23 protein-coding genes are annotated in these 24,022 nt (G+C 72.2%); 18 read left to right on the top strand and 5 right to left on the bottom strand.

Annotated elements, in window-relative coordinates; genetic code table 11:
• The first annotated feature begins 48 nt into the window (after positions 1-48).
• The 4 genes from ACIPPS_RS10675 to ACIPPS_RS10660 are packed head-to-tail and all read left to right on the top strand — an operon-like array spanning position 49 to position 3,260.
• Positions 49-795, top strand: a complete 747-nt coding sequence (locus ACIPPS_RS10675; RefSeq protein WP_401429351.1) for an amino acid ABC transporter ATP-binding protein — start codon at positions 49-51, stop codon at positions 793-795.
• Positions 796-821: 26 nt separating this feature from the next.
• Entirely contained in the window at positions 822-1,730 is a 909-nt protein-coding gene (locus ACIPPS_RS10670) for a glutamate ABC transporter substrate-binding protein (RefSeq protein ID WP_401429349.1), read from the top strand.
• Between the two features lie 16 nt (positions 1,731-1,746).
• Positions 1,747-2,391 carry an amino acid ABC transporter permease gene (locus tag ACIPPS_RS10665; RefSeq protein ID WP_401429347.1) on the top strand — a complete coding sequence of 215 codons (645 nt, stop codon included), beginning with the start codon at positions 1,747-1,749 and terminating at the stop codon, positions 2,389-2,391.
• The gene (locus ACIPPS_RS10660) at positions 2,388-3,260 is read left to right on the top strand and encodes an amino acid ABC transporter permease (protein ID WP_401429345.1); all 873 of its coding nucleotides are present in this window, start codon (positions 2,388-2,390) and stop codon (positions 3,258-3,260) included. The genes ACIPPS_RS10665 and ACIPPS_RS10660 overlap by 4 nt, the downstream gene beginning before the upstream one ends.
• A gap of 52 nt (positions 3,261-3,312) precedes the next feature.
• Here the strand turns inward: ACIPPS_RS10660 and ACIPPS_RS10655 are convergent, their stop codons facing one another.
• Together ACIPPS_RS10655 and ACIPPS_RS10650 are read right to left on the bottom strand one after the other, a co-directional pair.
• A complete protein-coding gene (locus tag ACIPPS_RS10655; protein WP_401429343.1) occupies positions 3,313-4,866 on the bottom strand; it encodes a CocE/NonD family hydrolase in 1,554 nt (517 codons plus the stop codon).
• A 123-nt stretch (positions 4,867-4,989) separates the two neighbouring features.
• A complete protein-coding gene (locus ACIPPS_RS10650; RefSeq protein ID WP_401429341.1) occupies positions 4,990-6,162 on the bottom strand; it encodes an Ig-like domain-containing protein in 1,173 nt (390 codons plus the stop codon).
• 173 nt (positions 6,163-6,335) lie between these two features.
• On the opposite strand from ACIPPS_RS10650, the gene ACIPPS_RS10645 reads away from it, so the two are divergent.
• Positions 6,336-7,592 carry a cytochrome P450 gene (locus ACIPPS_RS10645; protein WP_401429338.1) on the top strand — a complete coding sequence of 419 codons (1,257 nt, stop codon included), beginning with the start codon at positions 6,336-6,338 and terminating at the stop codon, positions 7,590-7,592.
• On the opposite strand, the gene ACIPPS_RS10640 is transcribed toward ACIPPS_RS10645, so the two are convergent.
• Positions 7,543-8,274 carry a hypothetical protein gene (locus ACIPPS_RS10640; protein ID WP_401429336.1) on the bottom strand — a complete coding sequence of 244 codons (732 nt, stop codon included), beginning with the start codon at positions 8,272-8,274 and terminating at the stop codon, positions 7,543-7,545. The genes ACIPPS_RS10645 and ACIPPS_RS10640 overlap by 50 nt on opposite strands.
• Positions 8,275-8,378: 104 nt before the next feature.
• Here ACIPPS_RS10640 and ggt point away from each other — a divergent pair, with 104 nt between their 5' ends.
• The 9 genes from ggt to ACIPPS_RS10595 all read left to right on the top strand — a co-directional run bounded on the left by ggt (position 8,379) and on the right by ACIPPS_RS10595 (position 18,632).
• A complete protein-coding gene (ggt, locus tag ACIPPS_RS10635; protein ID WP_401429333.1) occupies positions 8,379-10,184 on the top strand; it encodes a gamma-glutamyltransferase in 1,806 nt (601 codons plus the stop codon).
• Between the two features lie 86 nt (positions 10,185-10,270).
• Positions 10,271-10,522: a helix-turn-helix domain-containing protein gene (locus ACIPPS_RS10630; RefSeq protein ID WP_401429330.1), complete on the top strand. Its 252-nt coding sequence runs from the start codon at positions 10,271-10,273 to the stop codon at positions 10,520-10,522.
• A gap of 45 nt (positions 10,523-10,567) precedes the next feature.
• Positions 10,568-10,948, top strand: coding sequence for a PPOX class F420-dependent oxidoreductase (locus ACIPPS_RS10625; RefSeq protein ID WP_401429327.1), 381 nt, complete (start codon positions 10,568-10,570; stop codon positions 10,946-10,948).
• Positions 10,949-11,068: 120 nt separating this feature from the next.
• A complete protein-coding gene (locus tag ACIPPS_RS10620; protein ID WP_401429324.1) occupies positions 11,069-12,337 on the top strand; it encodes a UL36 very large tegument protein in 1,269 nt (422 codons plus the stop codon).
• 220 nt (positions 12,338-12,557) lie between these two features.
• Complete coding sequence (locus ACIPPS_RS10615) at positions 12,558-13,400, top strand: nitrilase-related carbon-nitrogen hydrolase (protein WP_401429322.1); 843 nt, start codon at positions 12,558-12,560, stop codon at positions 13,398-13,400.
• Entirely contained in the window at positions 13,397-14,677 is a 1,281-nt protein-coding gene (locus ACIPPS_RS10610) for an aspartate aminotransferase family protein (RefSeq protein ID WP_401429319.1), read from the top strand. The genes ACIPPS_RS10615 and ACIPPS_RS10610 overlap by 4 nt, the downstream gene beginning before the upstream one ends.
• Positions 14,678-14,705: 28 nt before the next feature.
• Positions 14,706-16,109, top strand: a complete 1,404-nt coding sequence (gene hydA, locus ACIPPS_RS10605) for a dihydropyrimidinase (protein ID WP_401429316.1) — start codon at positions 14,706-14,708, stop codon at positions 16,107-16,109.
• A 12-nt stretch (positions 16,110-16,121) separates the two neighbouring features.
• A complete protein-coding gene (locus ACIPPS_RS10600) occupies positions 16,122-17,132 on the top strand; it encodes a TIGR03842 family LLM class F420-dependent oxidoreductase (protein ID WP_401429313.1) in 1,011 nt (336 codons plus the stop codon).
• 87 nt (positions 17,133-17,219) lie between these two features.
• Positions 17,220-18,632, top strand: coding sequence for an amidase (locus ACIPPS_RS10595; RefSeq protein WP_401429310.1), 1,413 nt, complete (start codon positions 17,220-17,222; stop codon positions 18,630-18,632).
• Between the two features lie 205 nt (positions 18,633-18,837).
• Here the strand turns inward: ACIPPS_RS10595 and ACIPPS_RS10590 are convergent, their stop codons facing one another.
• Positions 18,838-19,893, bottom strand: a complete 1,056-nt coding sequence (locus ACIPPS_RS10590) for a biotin/lipoate A/B protein ligase family protein (RefSeq protein ID WP_401429307.1) — start codon at positions 19,891-19,893, stop codon at positions 18,838-18,840.
• 123 nt (positions 19,894-20,016) lie between these two features.
• Between ACIPPS_RS10590 and ACIPPS_RS10585 the strand changes: the two genes are divergently transcribed.
• The 4 genes from ACIPPS_RS10585 (at position 20,017) to ACIPPS_RS10570 (ending at position 23,230) form a co-directional block, all read left to right on the top strand.
• Entirely contained in the window at positions 20,017-20,853 is an 837-nt protein-coding gene (locus ACIPPS_RS10585; RefSeq protein ID WP_401429305.1) for an inositol monophosphatase family protein, read from the top strand.
• Positions 20,854-20,916: 63 nt separating this feature from the next.
• On the top strand, positions 20,917-22,338 hold the full coding sequence (locus ACIPPS_RS10580) for a phytoene desaturase family protein (RefSeq protein WP_401429302.1): 1,422 nt from the start codon (positions 20,917-20,919) through the stop codon (positions 22,336-22,338).
• Positions 22,339-22,345: 7 nt separating this feature from the next.
• On the top strand, positions 22,346-22,510 hold the full coding sequence (locus ACIPPS_RS10575; RefSeq protein WP_401429299.1) for a hypothetical protein: 165 nt from the start codon (positions 22,346-22,348) through the stop codon (positions 22,508-22,510).
• Between the two features lie 96 nt (positions 22,511-22,606).
• Positions 22,607-23,230 carry a tellurite resistance TerB family protein gene (locus ACIPPS_RS10570; protein ID WP_401429296.1) on the top strand — a complete coding sequence of 208 codons (624 nt, stop codon included), beginning with the start codon at positions 22,607-22,609 and terminating at the stop codon, positions 23,228-23,230.
• A gap of 18 nt (positions 23,231-23,248) precedes the next feature.
• Here ACIPPS_RS10570 and ACIPPS_RS10565 read toward each other — a convergent pair whose 3' ends face one another.
• Positions 23,249-23,731: an Lrp/AsnC family transcriptional regulator gene (locus ACIPPS_RS10565; protein WP_401429293.1), complete on the bottom strand. Its 483-nt coding sequence runs from the start codon at positions 23,729-23,731 to the stop codon at positions 23,249-23,251.
• Positions 23,732-24,022: the final 291 nt, after the last annotated feature.

Here is a 24,022-nt window from a genome sequence, read left to right as displayed (position 1 = left end):
ATAGTTTGCGCTGACCTCGACAGAGCCGAGAAGGGGGCAGGGGAGCGTATGGCGGTTGCCGATCCGTTGATCGAGCTGCGTGACGTCAACAAGCACTACGGCACGTTGCACGTCCTTCAGTCCATCAGTCTCACCGTCGGGCGCGGAGAGGTGGTCGTCGTCATCGGGCCCTCCGGCTCGGGCAAGTCGACGCTCTGCCGGGCCATGAACCGGCTGGAGGCCGTCGAGTCGGGCGAGATCGTCATCGACGGACAGCCCGTCCCGGCGGAGGGTAAGGCGCTCGCCAAGCTGCGGGCCGAGGTCGGGATGGTCTTCCAGTCCTTCAACCTCTTCGCGCACAAGACCGTCCTCGCCAACGTGTCGCTGGCGCAGATCAAGGTCCGCAAGCGCAAGAAGGAGGAGGCCGACCGGCGCTCCCGGGAACTCCTCGACCGGGTCGGCCTCGCCGCCCACGCCGACAAGTTCCCCGCCCAGCTCTCCGGCGGCCAGCAGCAGCGCGTGGCGATCGCCCGCGCCCTCGCCATGGACCCCAAGGCGCTGCTCTTCGACGAGCCGACCTCCGCCCTCGACCCCGAGATGATCAACGAGGTCCTGGAGGTGATGCAGCAACTCGCCCGCGAGGGCATGACCATGGTCGTCGTCACCCACGAGATGGGCTTCGCCCGCTCCGCCGCCAACCGGGTGGTCTTCATGGCCGACGGCCGGATCGTCGAGGACCGCACACCGGAGGAGTTCTTCACCAGCCCACGGAGCGAACGCGCCAAGGACTTCCTGTCCAAGATCCTCAAGCACTGAGCGGGGGCCGGACACACATGCACCGTATGCGACGCCTGCTGGCCGCCCTCGCGCTGCTCCTCGTCTCGTCGATCGCGCTGGTTGCCTGCGGCAAGGAGGGCAGCCCGCCCGTCAAGGGGCCGCAGCCCGACGAACTCCCCGTCTACCAGGTGCAGTCGGCGTTCCGACTGCCGGACTCGCCGACCTGGGAGCGGGCCAGGAAACGCGGTTACCTCGTCGTCGGAGTCAAGGAGGACCAGCCCTACATGGGGGAGAAGGACCCGGCCACCGGCCGGTACTCCGGCTTCGACATCGAGATCGCCAAGATGCTCGCCGCCTCCCTCGGCTTCGACCCGGCCTCGATCCGCTTCCGGACCATCGCCTCGGCCAACCGCGAAACCGCCCTGCAGAACGGCCAGATCGACTACTACGTCGGCACCTACACCATCAACGACAACCGCAAGAAGCTCGTCGGCTTCGCCGGCCCGTACTACCTGGCAGGCCAGTCGCTGCTCGTGCGCGCCGACGAGAACGACATCCACGGACCGCAGGACCTCGACGGCAAGCGGGTCTGCTCGGCCGCCGGATCCACCCCGTACCAGCGGATCGAGAGGGACTACCCGAAGGCCGAACTGGTCGCCTACGACACGTACTCCGTCTGCGTCGACAACCTGCTGACCTACCAGGTCGACGCGGTCACCACCGACGACACCATCCTCCTGGGCTACGCGGCGAAGGTCCCCGACGAACTCAAGGTCGTCGGCGAGCCGTTCTCCGAGGAGCCGTACGGCGTCGGCGTCCCCCGGAGCGACAACGCCCTGCGCTTCGCCCTCGACGACGCCCTCGCCTTCCACGAGAGGAACGGCGACTGGAAGAAGGCCTACGACGTGACCCTCGGCCTCTCCGGGGCGCCCGCCCCGCAGCCGCCGCCCATCGACCGCTATCCGGCGAGCTGAGGAGGGAGCGCCCGACATGGACGTCCTGACAGACAACTTCGCGCTCTACGGCGAAGGCTTACTCGGCACCGTCGAACTCACCGTCTACGCCTCGGCCCTGGCCCTGGTCCTGGGTTTCGTGATGGCCGCCTTCCGGGTCGCGCCGGTGGGCTCCTTCCGGATCTTCGGCACGGTCTGGGTCACCATCCTGCGCAACACCCCGCTCACCCTGCTCTTCTTCGCCGTGATGCTGGGGCTGCCGCGCTTCGGACTCGTGCTCCCCTTCGAGCTCTTCGCGGTCCTCGCGCTCGGCTGCTACACCTCGGCCTTCATCTGCGAGGTGCTGCGGTCCGGCATCAACACCGTGCCGCGCGGCCAGGGCGAGGCCTCCCGGAGCCTAGGGATGACGTTCAGTCAGACGCTCAACGCGGTCGTGCTGCCCCAGGCGTTCCGCTCGGTCATCCCGCCCATCGGCTCCACCCTGATCGCGCTCGCCAAGAACTCCGCCATCGCCGGAGCTTTCAGCGTCACCGAACTCCTCGGCACCTACAAGACGTTGAGCGAGCTGGGCTACAACATCATCTGGACCTTCGTCTGGATCGCCGTCGGATATCTCCTCATCACCCTCACCATCAGCGCCCTCTTCAACGTCCTGGAGAAGCGCTGGGGGGTCGCCCGATGACCGATTCCACCGCCCTCTACGACATCCCGGGTCCACACACCCGTAGGCGTCATCTGCTCTACGGCGTCCTCTCGACCGTCGCGATCCTGGCGCTGGCCGGCTGGATCCTCTATCTCCTGTTCGACACGGACCAGTTCACCGCCACCAAGTGGTCCCCCTTCGAGTACGTCGGCATCCAGGAGCTGCTGCTCCGGGGCCTCGGCAACACCCTCAAGGCGTTCGCGTACGCCTCGGTGCTCTCGCTCGCCTTCGGCGCCGTCCTCGCGGTCGGACGGCTCTCGGAGCGGGCGGTGTTCCGCTGGGTCGCCACCCTGCTCGTCGAGTTCTTCCGCGCCATGCCCGTGCTGGTGATGATCTTCTTCATCTTCGTGGCGCTGAAGGTCCAGCCGCTGCCCGCCCTGGTCGCCGGACTGACCCTGTACAACGGCTCGGTGCTCGCCGAGGTGTTCCGTACGGGCGTCAACTCGGTCGACCGCGGCCAGGGGGAGGCGGCGTACGCCCTCGGGATGCGCAAGACCCAGGTGATGACCTACGTCCTGGCACCGCAGGCGCTGCGCGCGATGCTGCCCGCCATCATCAGCCAGTTGGTGGTCGCGCTGAAGGACACCTCGCTCGGATTCCTCATCACCTACGAGGAGTTCCTGCACGCGGGCAAGCTGATCGCGTCCAACCTCGACTACGATCTGCCGTTCATCCCCGTCGTCATGGTCATCTCGCCGATCTACATCGGGATGTGCATGCTCCTCTCCTGGTTCGCCACCTGGGTGGCCAGGAGGGAGCGGCGCAGTCCCAAGACACAGGCCGTGGACGTCGACCCGGCCGAACCAGGGACGCTGCTGCCGGGTGGGGGTCCCCCCACGGGGCCGTAACGGCCTCGCAGTAGCTCGCAGGGAGCCAAGCCCGCCCGGCAGCAGCCGGTGATCACTCCGCCCGCAGTGGGACCGACACGTACGAGGGGTCGGCCGCAGGGGAGGAGAAGGTCAGCTGTGCGCCGGTCGGGTTGTGCTCGATGTAGAGCGGGTCGACGGTGTCGACGACCACGGCGAGCCGGTGGCCCTCGGGCACGTCGTAGGCCGTGGAGAAGAGCTCCAGGTCGACGGTGAACGGGGCGCCGGGAGTCTTCCCGTGGAAGGTGTACGGGGCATTGCTGACCAGCTTGCCGAGGCCGAGCGGGCCCACGTCGTAGAGGTACGCGACGAGGGTGCCGCTCTCCTTGGTGGAGGTGACCGTGGTGTGCAGCTTCGCCGTGCCGCGCACCCGCTGGGGCGTGTCGTACCGCTCGGACTGCCACACGCCCGCGAAGGAGCGGGGCAGCAGCGGGATCGAGGCGACGGGCGGGGCCTGGACCAGCTGGTCCAGCAGGTTGGAGAGCAGCACGATGCCGCCGTTGGCGCCGGAGTCGATGTTCGCCCGGATGCGCTGCGAACCGCCGAGGGCGATCTTGCGCTCGTTCGCGCCGACCGACTTCCAGTCCGGATAGCCCTCGTACGGACCGGTGGAACGGGACTTGAGCTGGACCGGCTGCTCCCGGTCGACGCCGTTGTCGACGCCCTTGAGGTGGTGGTCGAACCAGCGGTGGGCACTGGTCCAGGTGTCGTTGGGCAGCCCGAACAGGCCGGTCGCCTCGGCGGTGGCGTGGTCGCCGGGGCGGAACTCCAGGCGCTTGGGGCCCTGGAGCTTCTCGTAGAAGGAGGCGTACTGGTTGGGCGGGAAGATGGTGTCGCCCCAGGCGTTGCCGAGCATGATCGCGGCGCCGTTGGCGTTGATCCGGTCCAGGTAGGTGGCCGGGGACCGCTTCGCGCCCCAGGCGATCATCTCGCTCTCCTTGGCGAGGTTCGAGGAGAGGAAGTCGCCGAGGATGCCCTGGAGTTCGGGGCCGGGTCGGCCGGTGAGGTAGCCCGCGCCGCCGAGCAGGGCCGCGGCCTGGAGGTGCTGGGTGCGGCCGCTGTAGATGGACTCGATGAGGTCGGCCCAGCCGCTCAGGGCCGCGACGGCCTTGACGCGCTTGTCGTGCGCGGCGGCGAGGAGGCTGATCCCGGCGCCGTAACTCACGCCCGCCATACCGACCTTGGCCGGGTCGGCGGGGGTGTGGGCGAGCGCCCAGTCGATGACCTTGGACGCGTCGGCGACGTCCTTCGGACCCGCGGTCTCGATCTCGCCGCCGGACTGCCAGAAGCCGCGGGAGTTGTAACTGACCACGACGTAACCGGAGTCGGCGAGCTTCTGGGCCTGGACCAGGTACTCGATCTGGGGCATGGCCCAGCTGGTGGGGAGGACGATGACGGGGTAGCGGGCCGAGGCGCCGGCACCGGCCGGGGTGACGACATTGGCCTTGAGGACGGTGCCGCCGTCGCCGGCGATGTCGACGAAGCGGACGGACGGGCCGGTCGGCGCGGCGTGGGCGGCGGGGGCGAGCCCGAGGGCCGCCCCGGCCACCAGGGCGGCCGAGACGGCGAGGGCGAGAGGTGCACGCACGGGTCACTCCTTGCTCGTGTCACTGGTGGGGACAGTGCAAAGTGACCCGACGGTAACCGGGTGGGCTTACCCGAGGTAACTGGTCGGTAAGTTACGCGACGGTAACGATTGTCGAACGCGGGATCAGCGCAGGGCGCTCTTCGCCTGCCAGTCGGCCCAGGAGACGTTCCACGCGCCGTAGCCGTTGTTCACCGCCTGCGTCCCCTTGGCGTCCGAGCCGGTGACCTCGAACGGGTCGCCGACCTGCACCTGGTCGTACACACCGCGCGCGTCGGCGTCGCTCATCCCGATGCATCCGGAGCTCTTGTTGGCGCTGCCGAAGTACGCCGCGTTCCACGGCGCCGCGTGCGCGTACATGCCCGACCAGGTCAGCCGCATCGAGTAGTCGACCATCTTGTCGTAGGCGTCGCCGAGGCCGACCGTCTCCGAGCGCATGTTGATGGTCCCCTCCTTCGACATCAGGACGGTCCTCCCGCGCCAGGACGCCTTCTCGCCGCCCGGCGTGCCGGCCGACATGGGCACGTCCTTGACCGTCTCTCCGTCGCGCAGCAGCGTCAGACGGTGGTGGTCGAGATCCACCTTGACCAGCTGGTTCTTCCCGATGCGGAAGCTGGTGGTGTAGTCGCGCACGAACCAGCCGCCCGCGGAGCCGGAGTCGATGCCGCTCAGCGATGCGTCCAGGGTGACCTTCGTGCCGGACCTCCAGTACGTCTTCGGCCGCCAGTCCACCCGGTCCTTGCCCGACCAGTCCCGCATCCAGCCCCAGGAGCCCTCGGTGCTGTTCGAGGTGCTGACCTTGAGGTGCTTCTCGACCTCGGCCCTGTTCTTCACCGGGTGGTCGAAGACGATCGACAGCGGCTGGCCGATGCCGACCGTGGTGTTCCTGCCCGGGGCCAGCGTCAGCTTGTTGACCTTCTCCGCGGCGGCCGTGGTGAACGCGGCCCGCGCGCTGCCCCCGGCGGCGTCCCGCGCCTCGACGGCGTACGCGGTCCCGGGCGTCGCCTTCCGCGCCGACGTCCACCGCTTCCCGTCCCCGGAGACCCTGCCGTCCAGGCGGGCGCCCTTGGAGTCGGTCACCGTCACCTCGCGCAGGGTCCCCTCGGCCAGCCTCACGGTGACCGGCTCACCGGCCTTCGCCCGGTCACCGGTGAGGTTCACGGATATCCGCGTCGGGGGCACCTCCTTGCCGCCTTCGCCCCCGGCGGCCGCCGCGCCCCCGGTGCACGAGGTGAGCGCGGTGACGGCGAGGACCCCGGCGGTGGCGGTGAGCAGGGCGCGCGGGCGGGTGCGGTTCACGGGACAACCTCCGTAGTGATCTCTCTTGCCGAGGGAAGAGGGCACCAGGACGGCGGAGGTTGCGATAATCCGATCTATATCGGTGATGTCGGATGTGAGATAGGCGATACCGGGGGGTGCCGTGCGGGCGACGCCTTCTGGTGTTCCGTCGGCGGGAGGACCAGGCTGGGGTCGTGGAGAGCGACAGCGACGTCCCCGACGTCTTCGATCCGAGGATCTACGCCGACGGCATCCCGCACGAGGCCTACCGCGCCCTGCGCGACCACTGGCCCGTCGCCCGGCAGGAGGAACGCGCCCTCCTCGGCTGGCCCGCCGGGCCCGGGTTCTGGGCCGTCTCGCGCCACGCCGACGTCGTACGCGTCCTCAAGGAGCCCACCGCCTACTCCTCGTACCTGGGCGCCACCCAGATCCGTGACCCCGACCCCGCCGACCTGCCGTTCATCCGGCGGATGATGCTCAATCAGGACCCCCCGCACCACCACCGCCTGCGGCGGCTCGTCAGCCGTGGATTCACACCGGGGCGGATCGAACGGTTCGCGGAGACCGCCCGGACCCGGGCCCGTGAGCTGCTGACGGCCGCCCTGGACGCCGGACCCGAGGTCGACCTCGTCCAAGCCGTCACCGACGACTACGCGCTGCTCAACCTGACCGACCTGCTCGGTGTGGACCCGAGCGACCGGGGGCTGCTGCTCGCCTGGACCGAGCGGGTCATCGCCTACCAGGACCCCGACGAGCCGCCCGTCCTCGACGACCGGGGGCGGCCCGTGAACCCCCGGTCGCCCGCGATGCTCGCCGAGATGTTCGCCTACGCCCAGGAACTCGCCGCGTACAAGCGGAAGAACCCCGGCGACGACCTCATGACCGTGCTGGCGGGCTCCGAACTCCGGCCCGCCGAACTGGAGATGTTCTTCTTCCTGCTCACCGTCGCGGGCAACGACACCGTCCGCAGCGCCGCCCCCGGCGGACTGCTCGCCCTCGCCCGGCACCCGGACGAACGGCGCCGGCTCTGGAGCGGCGCGGTCGCCGTGGACCGCGCCGTCGAGGAACTCCTGCGCGTCCACCCGCCCGTGCTCTCGTTCCGGCGCACCGCGACCCGCGAGACCGAACTCGCCGGCCGGCGCATCGCCGCCGGTGACAAGGTCGTCGTCCTCCACGCCTCCGCCAACCACGACGAACGCGTCTTCGCCGACCCGCACCGCCTCGACCTGGACCGCGCCGCCAACCCGCACGTCTCCTTCGGGGAGGGCCCGCACGTCTGCCTCGGCGCGCACTTCGCCCGGCTCCAGCTCCGCGTCCTGCACGAGGAGGCGCGTCACGCGTTCCAGGATCTGGAGCTCGCGGCCCCGCCCCGGCGGCTCGTCTCCAACTTCGTCAACGGGCTCAGGTCGCTGCCGGTTCGGGTGCGGGCGCGGTCCGCGCCGCCGACGTGACATCGGCGACCAGTTCCACCACGTCGGGGCCGTACGCGTCCGAGTTCACGACCTTCAGCAGGAGGACGAAGGGGCCGGAGCCGTAGGTACGGGCCAGCTTCTCGTGGTGCCGGGCCAGATAGCGGCTCGCGGACTGGTTGGCGATCGCGGCCTGGCCGCAGAGGAGGAAGACCGGCCGCCCGCCCTCCCCGCCGGTGAGACGGGCGAGGACCACGTACTCGGTGGACCCGTTCACGCACCGGTACACCTCGCCGCCGACCGTGAACATGCTCCGGTCCGCGATCGGCTCCGGCTCCACGCTCATCGTCAGGCCGGGCAGCAGGGACGACAGATGCGCGGCCATCCGCCGATTGGAGTACGGCCCGCCGACGCAGAACTCCGTCACGTCGCCGAGACCCTGCCGGGCCTCGTCGTGCTGGACTATCTCGGGCCGCGCCCCGCAGTCCTTGATCAGGGCGGAGAGTTCGAGCAGCGCGGACACGTCCACGTTGTGCACCGCCCGCTCGCTGCCCGCCTTGCGGTTCACCACCAGCAGGCACTCGGAGCCGTCGCGGAGCCCGAAGAACGCCTGCCTGCGCCGGAGCGCGCGGCGCCACAGATACGTCCGGGCCAGCCAGCCCAGCGAACCACTGACCCCGGTCGCGAGGACCCCCAGGACGACATTGCGCAGGTCTTCGTTCATGGGCGCGCATGCTAGCGCTCCGACGCACCGGTGTTCGAGGCGGTCCTGACGAGAGGGCGGGACGGAAGTTACGCTGCCCGGACGGTCGTTGACTGGAGGTACAGGTGCGACGCTCCACCGCTCGGAAGGTCTCTCTGCTCGCCGTCGCCGTGACGGTGCTCTCGGTGGGCGCGGCGGCGCCACCGACCGCCGGCGGCCCGAGGCCGCCGGTGAAGGAACCCGTCGCCGTCGGCCACGGCGGCGCCGTCACCAGTGTCGACGCCGACGCCTCCGCCGCGGGCATCGAGGTGCTCCGCAAGGGCGGCAACGCCGTCGACGCGGCGGTCGCCGTGGCCGCCGCCCTCGGCGTCACCGAGCCGTACTCGGCCGGCATCGGCGGAGGCGGCTACTTCGTCCACTACGACGCCAGGACCCGCACCGTCCGGACCATCGACGGCCGCGAGACCGCGCCCGCCTCGGCGGACGCCGGCCTCTTCGTGGAGAACGGCGCGCCCATCCCGTTCGAGGAGGGCATGACCAGCGGCCGCGGCGTCGGCACCCCCGGCACCCCGGCGACCTGGAAGGCCGCGCTCGACAGCTGGGGCAGCAAGCCGCTGCGCACGCTCCTCGAACCGGCCGAGCGGCTCGCCCGCGACGGGTTCACCGTCGACGCCACCTTCCGCGCCCAGACGGCCTCCAACGAAGGCCGCTTCCGGGACTTCCCGGCCTCCACCGAGCTGTTCCTGCCGGGCGGTCGACTCCCCGTCGTGGGCTCGACGTTCAAGAACCCCGACCTGGCGCGTACGTACGAGAAGCTGGGCCGCGAGGGTGTCGGGGCGCTCTACCGGGGCCCGTTGGCCCGGGACATCGTGAACACCGTGCGCCAGCCCCCGGTACGGGAGGGCGCCACCCGGGTCGTCCGTCCCGGCGACCTGACCGAGCGTGACCTCGCCGGGTACGAGACCGAGCGGCGCCGGCCCACGAAGGTCTCCTACCGGGGCCTCGACGTCTACGGCATGGCGCCCTCCTCCTCCGGCGGTACGACCGTCGGCGAGGCCCTCAACATCCTGGAGCGCACCGACCTCTCCACCGCCTCGCGCGCCGCCTATCTGCACCGCTTCATCGAGGCCGGCAGGATCGCGTTCGCCGACCGGGGCCGCTGGGTCGGCGACCCGGCCTTCGAGGACGTGCCGACGAAGGAGCTGCTCTCGCAGCGGTTCGCCGACTCCCGTGCGTGCCTGATCCGCGACGACGCCGTGCTGACCAGCCCGCTCGCGCCGGGCGACCCGCGCGACCCGGCGGCCTGCGCGAGCGGCGGTACGGCCGCGCCGACCACGTACGAGGGCGAGAACACCACGCACCTCACCGTCGCCGACCGGTGGGGCAACGTGGTCGCGTACACGCTGACCATCGAGTCGACGGGCGGCAGCGGCATCACCGTCCCGGGCCGCGGCTTCCTGCTGAACAACGAGCTGACCGACTTCTCCTTCGCCCCGGCGAACCCGGCCGTCCACGACCCGAACCTCCCCGGCCCGGGGAAGCGGCCGCGCTCCTCGATGTCCCCGACGATCGTGCTCGACCGGCACGACCGCCCGGTCCTCGCGCTCGGCTCGCCGGGCGGGGCGACCATCATCACCACCGTGCTCCAGACCCTGACCGGGGTCGTCGACCTCGGCCTGCCCCTCGTCGACGCCATCGCGGCGCCCCGGGCGAGCCAGCGCAACCAGACGACGACGGAGCTCGAACCGGGCCTGTGGAACAGCCCGTTGCGGGCGGAGCTGGAGGCCATCGGTCACGGCTTCCGGCAGAACCCGGAGATCGGCGCGGCGACCGGCGTCCAGCGACTGCCGGACGGCCGCTGGGTCGCCGCCGCCGAGACCGTACGACGCGGTGGCGGTTCGGCGATGGTCGTACGACCGGCAGGGCGCTGAAGCTCCCGCGGGGCGCCGACGCGCCCCGGCACCCCGCGGGAGCTCGTCACCATTCCCTATTTCTATACCGGTACTAGAATGGTGGCATGGTGCGCACACCCCTGACCCCCGAAGAGCGCGAGCGAGGCGAGCGGCTCGGTCGGCTGCTCCGCGAGGCGCGCGGCGACCGCTCGATGGTCGAGATCGCCGCGACGGCCGGCCTCTCCGCCGAGACCCTCCGCAAGATCGAGACCGGGCGGGCCCCGACGCCGGCCTTCTTCACCGTCGCGGCGCTCGCGGGCGTCCTCGGCCTGTCCATGGACGAGATCGTCGTCCAGTGCGCGCTGGTGCCCGTCTGACGGGAGCCGTGCGGGTCCGGCCCGCACCCTGCGTAGGCTCGACGCATGATTCCCGAGGAGCTGCGGCGCGGCCGCTACGTCAGCCTGACCACCTTCCGCCGGAACGGCACCGCCGTCGCGACCCCCGTCTGGTACGCCGTGGAGGGCGACGAGCTGTACGCCTGGACCCGCAGCGACTCCTGGAAGGTCAAGCGGCTGCGGAACGACCCGCGCACGGTGGTCGCGGTCTGCGACCTGCGCGGCAACGTGGCGGAGGGCGCCCAGCGGCTGGAGGGCGCCGGCCGGCTCCTGGAGGGCGAGGAGCTGAAGCGCGTACGGAAGCTGCTCGGGCGCAAGTACACCTGGCAGTTCTGGCTCGTCGACTGGCCCGCCACGATCGCCCGGCTGGGCAAGCGGCCGCACACGGGGATCGTGGTCAGCTTCTGACCCGTTCGCCGCGAGACCGGCGCCGGGTGAAAACAGCCTGTAGCCGTCCCGTAACACGACTGCGGTCCAATGCCGGTGGACCGGCAGGTCCCAGTCGAGTGCGCGGGCGGTGCGGACGATATGACGGTGTATCAACTCCCGGCGGAGGTAGGCGCGTTCGCGCGCTACCTGGGCGAGGTCGCGGCGCGCCTGGTGCCGGGCCGGGGCTGGTACGGGGTCTTCGCCGACCGCGACCCGGAGGGCCTGCGGGCCTGCTTCGACGGTACGGAGATCCTGCCCTGGGACGTCGTCGAGTCGCTGCTCCAGGACCTCGGCGAGTCACCCGCCGGGCCCGAGGCGACCCGGGCCAGGGCCCTGCACCGCGCGGCGGCGGCCGCCCACGACCGGCGGCCGGGCGGGGCGGAGGCGCTGCGCGAGCGGCTGGCGGCGATGGAGCACGAGCGCCGGTACGCCGAGGCCCGCACCCGCGAACTCGCCGCCCGCCTCGGGGAGGTCCCGGGCGCCCCGGACGACCGGACCGCCGACGAACTGGCCTGGGCCCGCGACGACCACGCCCGCGCGACGTCCCGCGTCACCGACCTCACCGCCCGCCTCGCGGCCCTCGCGCCCGACCCGGGCAGGGTGCCCTCCGCCGTCGCCGCCACGCCCCGGCGCAAGCCGCGCGGCGCCCGTTACGCCTGGCTCGACGACGTCGAGGAGGCGCCGGCCCCCGGCCCCGCGGTCGAGCTGCCCGTGGCCGGGGCGGCGCCCCGAGGGGCCCGGTACGGCGGCGGCGAGGCGGCGTCCGGCCTCACGGCGCGTACCGCCCGTACCGCCCGTACGGCTCCCGCCGTCACGCCGGAGGTCGAGGAGACCGCGCAGGACGCCGGCCGTGCCGCCGCCAACGCCGTGTACGCGCTCCGGCGCCTGCGCGCCCAGGGGCGCAGCGGCGAGGCGCACGCCCTGCTCTGCGAGGCCGTCGCCGGACCGACCGGCCGGCTTCCGGCGCTCGCGGCGGAGCTGCACCGCGTCGGCCTCGGCGCCGACTGGGCCACCCTCCTGTGGGAGGCGGCCTCGCTGCCGCCCGGACGCCTCGCCGCCGTCGCCGGGGTGCTCGCCGACGCGGGCCGGACCGCGGACTGCGAGCACCTGCTGCGGCAGGGCGTCGCCCGCCCGGTCGGCGATCTGGCCGGCGCGTGCGCCGCGCTGCGCGCCGAGGGGCATCACCGTGAGGCCCAGGCCCTGCTCACTGCCTTCCTCCGGGTCCGTACCCCCGAGGACGCCGCCCAACTCGCCGCGGCCGACCCGGACGGCCTGCCCCAACTCCGTGCGGCCGCCCGTGCGGTGTCCCCGGCCCGGGAGCGCGACCTGCTGCACGCCCTGCGCGTCGCGGGCCTGGCCGGAACCTGACCCCGGCCGCCTGCGCTCGCCCGGGCGCGCTGTGCACGCATGGCCTCACCGAACGTGTCGGTGCGTGTCCGACATGGACCACTCGGGTATGAAACATGATCGACTCCGGCGGTTCACGGCGGTGGTCTTGCTCCGGGGTGTGACGGGGCTTACGTTCTCCTCCTACGCACCGCGTCTACGTGCGTAGAGGCTCTCTGACGCCGCGCCGAAGGAGCAGCTCATGACCGACGTCGTACGCGCCGCACTCGTCCAGGCGACCTGGACCGGCGACACCGAATCCATGATCGCCAAGCACGAGGAGCACGCCCGCGAGGCGGCCCGGCAGGGCGCCAAGGTCATCGGGTTCCAGGAGGTCTTCAACGCCCCCTACTTCTGCCAGGTGCAGGATCCCGAGCACTACCGCTGGGCCGAACCCGTCCCGGACGGGCCTACCGTCACCCGCATGCGAGAGCTGGCCCGCGAGACCGGCATGGTGATCGTCGTCCCCGTCTTCGAGGTCGAGGGCCCGGGCTTCTACTACAACACCGCCGCCGTCATCGACGCCGACGGCAGCTACCTCGGCAAGTACCGCAAGCACCACATCCCCCAGGTCAAGGGGTTCTGGGAGAAGTTCTACTTCCGCCCCGGCAACGTCGGCTGGCCGGTCTTCGAGACCGCCGTCGGGCGGGTCGGCGTGTACATCTGCTACGACCGGCACTTCCCCGAGGGCTGGCGCCAACTCGGACTCAACGGAGCCCAGTTGGTCTACAACCCGTCGGCCACCCACCGGGGTCTCTCGTCCTACCTCTGGCAGCTGGAACAGCCCGCGGCCGCCGTCGCCAACGAGTACTTCGTCGCCGCCATCAACCGCGTCGGCATCGAGGAGTACGGCGACAACGACTTCTACGGCACCAGCTACTTCGTCGACCCGCGCGGCCAGTTCGTCGGCGAGGTCGGCTCCGACAAGGAGGAGGAACTCGTCGTCCGCGACCTCGACTTCCGCCTCATCGACGAGGTGCGGCAGCAGTGGGCCTTCTACCGCGACCGGCGCCCCGACGCCTACGACGGGCTGGTGCAGCCGTGAACGACCTCTACGCACGCCACCGCGCCGTCATCCCCGACTGGGTCGCCCTCTACTACCAGGACCCGATCGAGATCACCCACGGCGAGGGCCGCCACGTCTGGGACGCCGACGGCAGGAAGTACCTCGACTTCTTCGGCGGCATCCTCACCACCATGACGGCCCACGCCCTCCCCGAGGTCACCAAGGCCGTGGCCGAGCAGGCCGGCCGGATCATCCACTCCTCCACGCTCTACCTCAACCGCCCCATGGTGGAGCTGGCCGAGCGGATCGCCACCCTCTCCGGCATCCCCGACGCCCGCGTCTTCTTCACCACCTCCGGGACCGAGGCCAACGACACGGCCCTGCTGCTCGCCACCGCGTACCGCCGCTCCCACCAGATCCTCGCGATGCGCAACAGCTACCACGGCCGGTCCTTCTCCACCGTCGGCATCACCGGCAACCGCTCCTGGACCCCGACGGGCCTCTCCCCGCTCCAGACCCTCTACGTGCACGGCGGCGTCCGCACCCGCGGCCCGTACGCGCAGTACACCGACGAGCGCTTCGTCGACGCCTGCGTCGCCGACCTGGAGGACCTGCTCGGCCACACCCGGGACGTCGCGGCGCTCATCGCCGAACCCGTCCAGGGCGTCGGCGGCTTCACCTCCCCGCCCGACGGGCTCTACGCCGCCTTCCGCCGCGTCCTCGACCGGCACGGCATCCTGTGGATCTCCGACGAGGTGCAGACCGGTTGGGGCCGCACCGGCGACCACTTCTGGGGCTGGCAGGCGCACGACCAGGCCGGCCCGCCCGACATGCTCACCTTCGCCAAGGGCATCGGCAACGGCATGTCGATCGGCGGGGTCGTCGCCCGCGCCGAGATCATGAACTGCCTCGACGCCAACTCCATCTCCACCTTCGGCGGTTCGCCGGTCACCATGGCCGCCGGCCTCGCCAACCTCTCGTACCTCCTCGAACACGACCTCCAGGGCAACGCCCGGCGCGTCGGAGGCCTGCTGATGGAGCGGCTGCGGGCCGCGGCCGCCGGCGTCGACGCCGTACGGGAGGTGCGCGGCCGGGGTCTGATGGCCGGCATCGAGCTCACCCGGCCCGGCACCGACGAGGCGGACCCGGCGGCGGCCGCGGCCGTCCTGGAGGCCGCCCGCGAGAACGGCCTGCTCATCGGCAAGGGAGGCGGCCACAACACCAGTTCCCTGCGGATCGCGCCGCCGCTCTCGCTCACCGTCTCCGAGGCCGAGGAGGGCGCCGCCGTCCTCGAACAGGCCCTTCGTTCGCTGTAGTTCACCGCCTTCTGCCAGGGGGACCCCCGTGAGCACCCGCACCCTGATCCGCGGCGGCCTCGTCGTCACCGCCGCCGACGAGATCCACGCCGACGTCCTGATCGAGGACGGCCGGATCGCCGCGCTGGCGGCGCACGGCTCCGACGCGGCGGCCGGCTGGACCGCCGACCGCACCCTCGACGCCACCGACCGCTACGTCATCCCCGGCGGCGTCGACGCGCACACCCACATGGAGCTGCCCTTCGGCGGCACGGCCGCCTCGGACACCTTCGAGACCGGCACCCGGGCGGCCGCCTGGGGCGGCACCACCACCATCGTCGACTTCGCGGTCCAGAGCGTCGGCCACTCTCTGCGCGAGGGGCTCGACACCTGGTACGCCAAGGCCGACGGCAACTGCGCCATCGACTACGGCTTCCACATGATCATGTCGGACGTCAACGAGTCGACGCTCAAGGAGATGGACCGGCTCGTCCAGGAGGGCGTGAGCTCGTTCAAGCTCTTCATGGCCTATCCGGGGGTCTTCTACTCGGACGACGGGCAGATCCTGCGCGCGATGCAGCGCGCCGCCGACGACGGCGGGCTGATCATGATGCACGCCGAGAACGGCATCGCGATCGACGTCCTGGTGGAGCAGGCCCTGGCCCGGGGCGAGACCGATCCCCGCTATCACGGCGAGGTCCGCAAGGTCCTCCTGGAGGCCGAGGCCACCCACCGCGCGATCCAGCTCGCCCGGGTCGCGGGCGCCCCGCTCTACGTGGTCCACGTCTCCGCGGAGGAGGCCGTCGCCGAGCTGGCGGCGGCGCGTGACAAGGGACTGCCGGTCTTCGGCGAGACCTGCCCCCAGTACCTGTTCCTGTCGACGGACAACCTGGCCGAGCCGGGGTTCGAGGGCGCCAAGTACGTGTGCAGCACGCCCCTGCGGCCCAGGGAGCACCAGGCGGCGCTCTGGCGCGGCCTGCGGACCGACGACCTCCAGGTCGTCTCCACCGACCACTGCCCCTTCTGTTTCACCGGGCAGAAGGACCTGGGGCGCGGCGACTTCTCCAAGATCCCCAACGGGCTGCCGGGGGTGGAGAACCGGATGGACCTGCTCCACCAGGCCGTCGTGGACGGCCACATCTCCCGCCGCCGCTGGATCGAGATCGCCTGCGCGTCCCCGGCGCGGATGTTCGGGTTGTACCCCCAGAAGGGCACGATCGCGCCGGGTGCGGACGCCGACGTCGTGATCTACGACCCGCACGCCGTCCAGACCCTGTCGGCGCAGACCCACCACATGAACGTCGACTACTCCGCGTACGAGGGGAAGACCGTCACCGGCCAGGTCGAGACCGTTCTCTCGCGCGGCGAACTCGTGCTCGACCAGCGGAAGTTCACCGGGCGCGCGGGGCACGGCGTCTTCACCCCGCGATCCACCTGCCAGTACCTGAACTAGGAGAACGACGACGTGGACTTCGGACTCGTCCTGCAGACCGACCCGCCCGCCTCCGAGGTCGTCGGCCTGATGCGCCGCGCGGAGCGCAACGGCTTCCGCTACGGCTGGACCTTCGACTCCGCCGTGCTCTGGCAGGAGCCGTTCGTCATCTACAGCCGCATCCTGGAACACACCACCAAGCTCCACGTCGGCCCGATGGTGACCAATCCCGGGACGCGGACCTGGGAGGTGACGGCCTCCACCTTCGCCACCCTCAACGAGATGTACGGCAACCGGACCGTCTGCGGCATCGGCCGCGGCGACTCCGCCATGCGGGTCGCCGGCCGCAAGCCCAACACGCTGGCCCGGCTCGGCGAGGCCATCGACGTCATCCGGGACCTCGCCGAGGGCCGCGAGGCGATCGTCGACGGGAGCCCGATCCGCATCCCCTGGGTGGCCGGCGGCAGGCTGCCCGTCTGGATGGCCGCGTACGGCCCGAAGGCGCTCGCGCTGGCCGGGCAGAAGGCCGACGGCTTCATCCTCCAGCTCGCCGACCCGTTCCTGACCGAGTGGATGGTCAAGGCGGTCCGCAAGGCGGCGCGGGACGCGGGCCGCGACCCCGACGCGCTCACCATCTGCGTCGCCGCGCCCGCCTACGTCGGCGACGACCTGGCCCACGCCCGCGAGCAGTGCCGCTGGTTCGGCGGGATGGTCGGCAACCACGTGGCGGACCTGGTGTCCAGGTACGGCGACCACTCCGACCTGGTGCCCGAGGCCCTCACCGCGTACATCAAGGACCGGCACGGCTACGACTACAGCCACCACGGCCGCTCCGGGAACCCGTCCACCGACTTCGTCCCCGACGAGATCATCGACCGCTTCTGCCTCCTCGGCCCGGCCGAGGCGCACATCGAGAAGCTGCGCCGGCTGCGGGAGCTGGGCGTCGACCAGTTCGCCGTGTACGCGATGCACGACGCCCGGGAGGTCACCATCGACGCGTACGGATCCACGGTCATCCCCGCGCTCGCGGCCCCGGACGCCTGACCGGCCATGCCTGACGCGAAAGCGCCTGCTGACAACGAGGTTACGCTCCAGTAGGGTTCCGGCATCCGTCGAGACGTGGGGGCTGTCGTGAGCGCGGTCGAGTACAGCGGACTGGCCGAACAGGCGCGGCGGTTGGCCGAGGGCACGGTCACCTCGACCGCCCTCGTCCAGGCGGCGCTCGACCGGATCGAGGCCACGCAGCCCACCCTCAACGCCTTCCGTGCCACCCGGCCGGAAGCCGCCCTCGCCGAGGCGGCGGAGGCCGACCGCAGGCTCGCGGCGGGGGAGTCGCTGCCCCTGCTCGGCGTGCCGACGGCCGTCAAGGACGACACCGACCTGGCAGGACTGCCCACCCGCTTCGGCTGCGCCGGCCAGATCCCCGACGCGGCCGAGGACGGGGAGGCCGTACGGCGGCTGCGGGCCGCCGGAGCCGTGATCGTCGGCAAGACGAACTCCTGCGAACTGGGCCAGTGGCCGTTCACCGAGGGACCCGCCTTCGGCGCCACCCGCAACCCGTGGCACACCGGGCACACCCCCGGCGGATCGTCCGGCGGATCGGCCGCCGCCGTCGCCGCCGGGATCGTCCCCGCCGCGCTCGGCTCCGACGGCGCGGGCTCGATCCGGATACCCGCCGCCTGGACCCATCTCGTCGGCATCAAACCGCAGCGCGGCCGGGTCTCCGTCCACCCCTACGACGACTGCTTCCAGGGCCTCACCGTCAACGGCCCGCTCGCCCGGACCGTCGCCGACGCCGCGCTGCTCCTCGACGCGGTCGCCGGACCGCACCCCGGCGACCGCTTCCAGCCGACCGTCGTCGACGCCTCGGCGGCGGCCCGCCGGGAGCCCGGCCGACTGCGGATCGCGCTCGCCTGGCGGGCGCCGTTCACCGCCACGTACAACCCGCTCGACCGGGCGATACGCCGGGCCGTCGCCGACCTCGCCGACGCGCTCGGCGGGCTCGGCCACACGGTGGAGGAGGCGCGGCCCCGCTACGGCCTCATCGGGCTGAGCTTCCTGCCGCGCGCGGCCGCCGGCATCGCCGAGTACGCCGACCGGCACCCCGAGCCCGCCCTGCTCGACCCGCGCACCCACAGCGCCGCCCGCAGCGGCCGCCGGCTCGCCGGCCGGGTCCTGCGCGCCGCCCGTGCCCGCGAGGTCCACCAACACCGCAGGATCGGCGCGCTCTTCGACACGTACGACGTGCTGCTCGCCCCGACGACGGCCGCGCCGCCGCCCCCGATCGGCACTTTCGACGCGATGCCGGCCTGGCGCACGGACCTGACGATGGCCTCCGCCTGCCCCTACGCCTGGCCGTGGAACGTCCTCGGCTGGCCCGGCGTGAACGTCCCCGCCGGCTTCACCCCCGAGGGCCTGCCGATCGGCGCCCAACTCCTCGGCCCGGCGGGCAGCGAACCCCTCCTGATCTCCCTCGCGGCCCAACTGGAGTCCGACCGGAAGTGGTTCGCCCACCGGCCGCCGGAGCCGACCGGGGCGCTGTAGGCGGCCGGGGCGCTCCAGCCGGCCGGGGTGCTCCAGCCGGCCGGGGCGCGCCAGCCAGCCGGGGCGGTCCAGCCGACCAGGGCGCGCCAGCTGACCAGGGCGCTCCAGCCGGCCGGGGCGCGCCAGCTGACCAGGGCGCTCCAGGCGGCCGGGGCGCTCCAGGCGGTGTCCGTAAGGTCCGGTCCGGCGCGCGACGGCGACGGTGTCACGGCACCCGGGCCGTCCACTCCCGCGTCGAGAACTTCGTCGCCGCGAGGTCCTTCGCCCGCGCCGACTCCTCCTCCGTGACCCGGCCCTCCGACAGGCCGTAGCGGTCGCGGAAGGAGGCGATCATCCGCTCGATGACCGCCTCGCGCGGCAGGCCCGTCTGGCGGCGCAGCGGGTCCACCCGCTTCTTCGCGCTCGTCGTGCCCTTGTCGGAGAGCTTCTCGCGGCCGATCCGCAGGACCTCCGTCATCTTGTCGGCGTCGATGTCGTACGCCATCGTCACGTGGTGCAGGACCGCGCCCGCGCCCGTCGCGACGCGCTTCTGGGCGGCGCCCGCGATCTTCCCGGCCTCCGTGGCGATGTCGTTCAGCGGCTGGTACCAGGCCGTGACGCCCATGGCGCCGAGCGCGCCGACGACCCAGTCGTCGAGGTAGGCGTAGCTGTCCACGAACGACAGCCCCTGGACCAGGGCGCCGGGGACGGAGAGCGAGTACGTGATGGTGTTGCCCGGCTCGATGAACATGGCGCCGCCGCCGCTGATCCGCCGCACCACCTGGATGCCGTGGCGCTCGGCCGCCTCCGGGTCCACCTCGTTGCGCAGGGACTGGAAGCTGCCGATCACGACGGCCGGCGCGCCCCACTCCCAGACCCGCAGGGTCGGCGGGCGGCGGCCCGCCGCCACCTCGGCGGTGAGGACCTCGTCCAGCGCCATGTGCAGGGCGGGGGACCGCGGCGGCTCGTGGATCAGCTGCCAGTCGTAGTCGGTCCAGTCGGTGGCGTGCGCCACGGCCCGGCGGACCGCCACGCCGATGCCCTCCGTGGTGAGCCCGAACAGCTCCGTGCCCGGCGGCAGCGCCGCGTCGATCCGGGCCGCGAGACCCGAGGCGTCCAGGTCGACGGGGGCGCCCTCCAGGGCGCGGTCGATGGCGAGGATCGCCTCGTCGGGCTCCAGGAAGAAGTCGCCGGCCACCCGCACGTCCGCCAGGGCGCCGTCGCGCACCTCCAGGTCGACGACCACCAGCTTCCCGCCCGGAACCTTGTACGCGCCGTGCACGGACCCTCCCTCTCGCCCCGCCCCCCTGTAAGGGGTGAACCGGTCCAAAGCGTACTCCGCGGGGAAACGGAGGGTGACGGGACCGTCTCCCTGGATGTCAGACCGCCGTGCTTAGCTGGACGCATGATCGAAGAGTTCCTTGACCACATCCTCGCCGGGGGTACGACCGAGGTGGAGGAGGCGGTCCGCAAGGCGGCCGCGGCCGAGATCACCCCCCGCTTCCGGCAGCTCGCCACGCACGAGATCGTCGAGAAGAACGGCCCGCACGATCTGGTGACCATCGCGGACCAGGCCGCCGAGGCCCACCTCACCGCGTCCCTGACGGCGTTGCTGCCCGGCTCCGTCGTCGTCGGCGAGGAGGCCGTCCACGCCGACCCCGCGGTCTACGACGCGCTCCAGGGCGACGCCCCGGTCTGGATCGTCGACCCCGTCGACGGCACCCGCCAGTTCGTGCGCGGCGAGTCCGGTTTCTGCACCCTCGTCGCCCTCGCCCGACGCGGCGAACTGCTCGCCTCCTGGACGTACGCCCCCGTGCTCGACGAGATGGCCGTCGCCGTGCGCGGCCGCGGCGCCACGCTCAACGGCCTGCCGATACGGGCCGGCGCGCCGGAGACCGGGGCGGTCCTGGACGTCGCCACCTCCCACCCCGACTACACGACGGAGGACCAGAAGCGCGCCCTCCTCGGTCTCGACGTCGACGGCGTACGGCCCCGCCCGTGCGGCTCCGCCGGCCTGGAGTACCTGGCCGTGGCCCGGGGCGCCCTCGACGCCACCGCCTTCTCCTGGGAGTACGCCTGGGACCACGCCGCCGGGCTGCTCCTGGTGGTCGAGGCGGGCGGCGCGCACACGACACTCGCGGGCGAGCCGTTCCGGATCACCGGAGGCAACGCGCTGCCGTTCACGGCCGCACGCGACGCCGCCACCGCCGAGCGGATCCGGACACTGTTGCGGGGGCGGTGAAGGCGGCCGGCGCACCGGAATATCCTGAGATCCTTGGCCATCGGCTGACGAAGGAGTCCCAAGGTGCCGTCGATGCTCGATGCCGTCGTCGTGGGGGCGGGGCCCAATGGACTGACCGCCGCGGTGGAGCTGGCCCGACGGGGCCTCTCCGTCGCCGTGTTCGAGGCGAAGCCGACCGTCGGCGGGGGCGCCAGGACCGAGGAGCTGACCCTCCCCGGCTTCCGCCACGACCCCTGCTCCGCCGTGCACCCGCTCGGCATCGGCTCGCCCGTCTTCAAGACGATGCCGCTGGACCGGTACGGCCTGGAGTGGCTGCACCCGCGCCTGCCCATGGCCCACCCGTGGGACGACGGCACCGCCGCCGTGCTCTCCCGGTCCGTCGCCGAGACCGCCGCCTCCTTCGGGCCGCGCGACGCCGGGACGTACCGCCGACTGATCGCGCCGTACCTCGGCAAGTGGGACACCCTGGCACGGGACTTCATGTCCCTGCCGCTCACCGCGCTGCCCCGGGACCCGTTCACCCTCGCCCGCTTCGGCTTCGACGGGCTGCGGCCCTCGACCTGGCTCACCCGCCGCTTCCAGGACGGGAAGGCGCGCGCCCTCTTCGCGGGACTCGTCGGCCATGTCATCGCCCCGCTGGACGGGTTCGCCACCTCGGCGGTCGGCATCGTCTTCGCGCTCGCCGCGCACGAGGGCGGCTGGCCGATGCCCCGCGGCGGCTCCCAGTCCATCTCGGACGCCCTCACCGCGTACCTGAAGGCGCTGGGCGGCGCGGTCCACACCGACTACGAGGTCAAGCGCCTCGACGACCTGCCGCCGGCCCGCGCGTACGTCTTCGACACCTCGCCCACCGCCCTCGCCCGGATCGCGGGCCTCGGCGGCGCCTACGACCACTACCGCTACGGGGCCGGCGTCTTCAAGGTCGACTACGCGCTGGACGGCCCCGTGCCGTGGACGGCGCAGGCCCCGCGCGAGGCCGGGACCGTCCAGATCGGGGCCACCAGCGAGGAGATCGGCACCGCCCTGCGCGAGGCCTCCTCCGGAACGGCCCCCCGGACGCCGTTCCTCATCACGGCGCAGCCCAGCCTCGTCGACCCGAGCCGCGCGCCCGAGGGCAAGCACGTCTTCTGGGCGTACGGCCATGTGCCGAACGGCTGGGAGGGCGACCTCACGGACGCCATCGAGCGTCAGATCGAGCGCTTCGCCCCCGGCTTCCGAGACCGGATCCTGGCCCGCGCCACGGCCGGTCCGCCGCAGCTCGCCGCGCGCAACGCCAACTACGTGGGCGGCGACATCGCCTGCGGCGCGGCCCGCGGCCTGCAGCTGCTGCTGCGCCCGAAGCTCTCCCTCTTCCCGTACTCGACCCCGCACCCCGCCGTCTTCCTCTGCTCCTCCGCCACCCCACCGGGGCCGGGCGTGCACGGCATGTCCGGGCACAACGCGGCGAAGGCGGTCTGGCGCAGGCTCCGAGCGACGGGCCGATGAGGGCCCGATGACCACGCGCCCCGCCCGCCGTGCGCTGCCGACCGAGGTCACCACGGCAAGGGCCTACGGACCGGCCAAGCGGAGCGCCCGGACCGCCGTCGAGGAGGTCAGGTTCGTTCTCTTCGACGAGCGGGCGTACCGGGCCTTCGCCCAGCAGGTCCGCGCCGGGTAGTGCGGCGGCGGGGAACTCCGAGGGGGCCGGGAGGCGTTCCCAGGAGGACGCGTGGAACACACGCGGCGAGCGAACGGTGAGCCGAGGGTGGCACGGATGGCGATGTGGGACCGGATCAAGGACCAGGCCAAGGGGCTGCAGCAGCAGGCGCAGGGGGCGCGGAGCTCCGGCGGTCACGGACAGCCGGGTGCGGCGGGCCCGGGTGCGGGGCACGGTGCCGGGCCGGGGGCGGGAGGCGGGTCCGGGCACGGCGGCGGGCACGGCGGCGGGGCCGGGGGTTCGAAGGCGCAGCTCGTGGGCGTGCTCAAGTCCCAGCTCTCCTCCCTCAAGGCGGAGCTCAAGAGCGGCGCCTACCGTGACGCCAGCATGGCCATGTGCGCGCTCGTCGCCGCCGCCGACGGCTCGGTCGACCCGGCCGAGCGGCAGCACGTGGAGTCGCTGATCGTGCAGAACGACGTCCTGAGCAACTTCCCGCCGGAGCAGCTGCGGCAGCGGTTCAACAAGCACGTCGACCAGCTCACGGCCAACTTCCCGCAGGGGAAGGCCGAGGCGCTGCAGGAGATCGCCAAGGCGGCTAAGAAGCCCACGGAGGCCAAGGCCGTCGTGCAGACCGGCTTCGTCGTCGCCGGCGCGGACGGGTACATCGCCCCGGCCGAGGAGCAGATCCTGCGGGAGGCCTGCGGGGTGCTCAACCTCTCCCCGCAGCTCTTCAACCTCTGACGGGAGGCCTGGCCGCCCTCAGCCGACCTCCCCGCGCGCCGTCGGCCGCGGGTAGACCTTGGACTGCTTCACGCTGCCGTAGGCGAAGCTGGACTCGATCGAGGCGATGCCGGGGATCGCGTGGATCCGGTGGCGTACGAGCGACTCGTACGCCTCCAGGCTCTCGATGACCACCCGGAGCAGGTAGTCGCTGCTGCCCGCCATCAGATAGCAGTCCTGAATGTGCTCGATGCGGCCGACGTGCTCCTCGAAGACGGCCACGATCTCGCTGGTGTGCCGCTCCAGCCGGATCCGTACGAAGACGGTGATCGGCAGGCCGAAGGCGACCTGGTCCACCATGGCCGTGTAGCCGCGGATCAGGCCCGCCTCCTCCAGGCGGCGCACCCGGCGCAGACACGGCGAGGGGGAGAGCCGGATCCGGTCCGCGAGGTCCTGGTTGGACAGCCGTCCGTCCGCCTGCAACTCGTGGATGATCTGGAAGTCCACCGCGTCCACCGTCACTCCTGACCATTCCTTGGCAGATTCTGCCCCCACGCTAGGTCTGGAGGGCAGAACTGGCAATCGGCTGCTCAGCCGAAAGTCCTACCGTTGCTCGAACAGACGATGCGAGCGGGAGGCGCCGGGTGGGCGGGACACGGACGGTGGCGACACCGGCTCCGACGGGGGCGGCGACGGATCCGACGGCGGCGGCACCGGCTCCGACGGGGGCGGCGACGGATCCGACGGCGGCGGCACCGGCTCCGACCGGGGCGGTCGCGGCTTCGACCGGGGCGTTGCCTCGGCGCGGGTGGC

Origin of the sequence: Streptomyces sp. NPDC090127 (assembly GCF_044746945.1) — a bacterium.
Classification (GTDB): domain Bacteria; phylum Actinomycetota; class Actinomycetes; order Streptomycetales; family Streptomycetaceae; genus Streptomyces.
The sequence above is the reverse complement of the archived record's forward strand: the minus strand, read 5'-3'. Positions and strand labels throughout refer to the sequence as shown.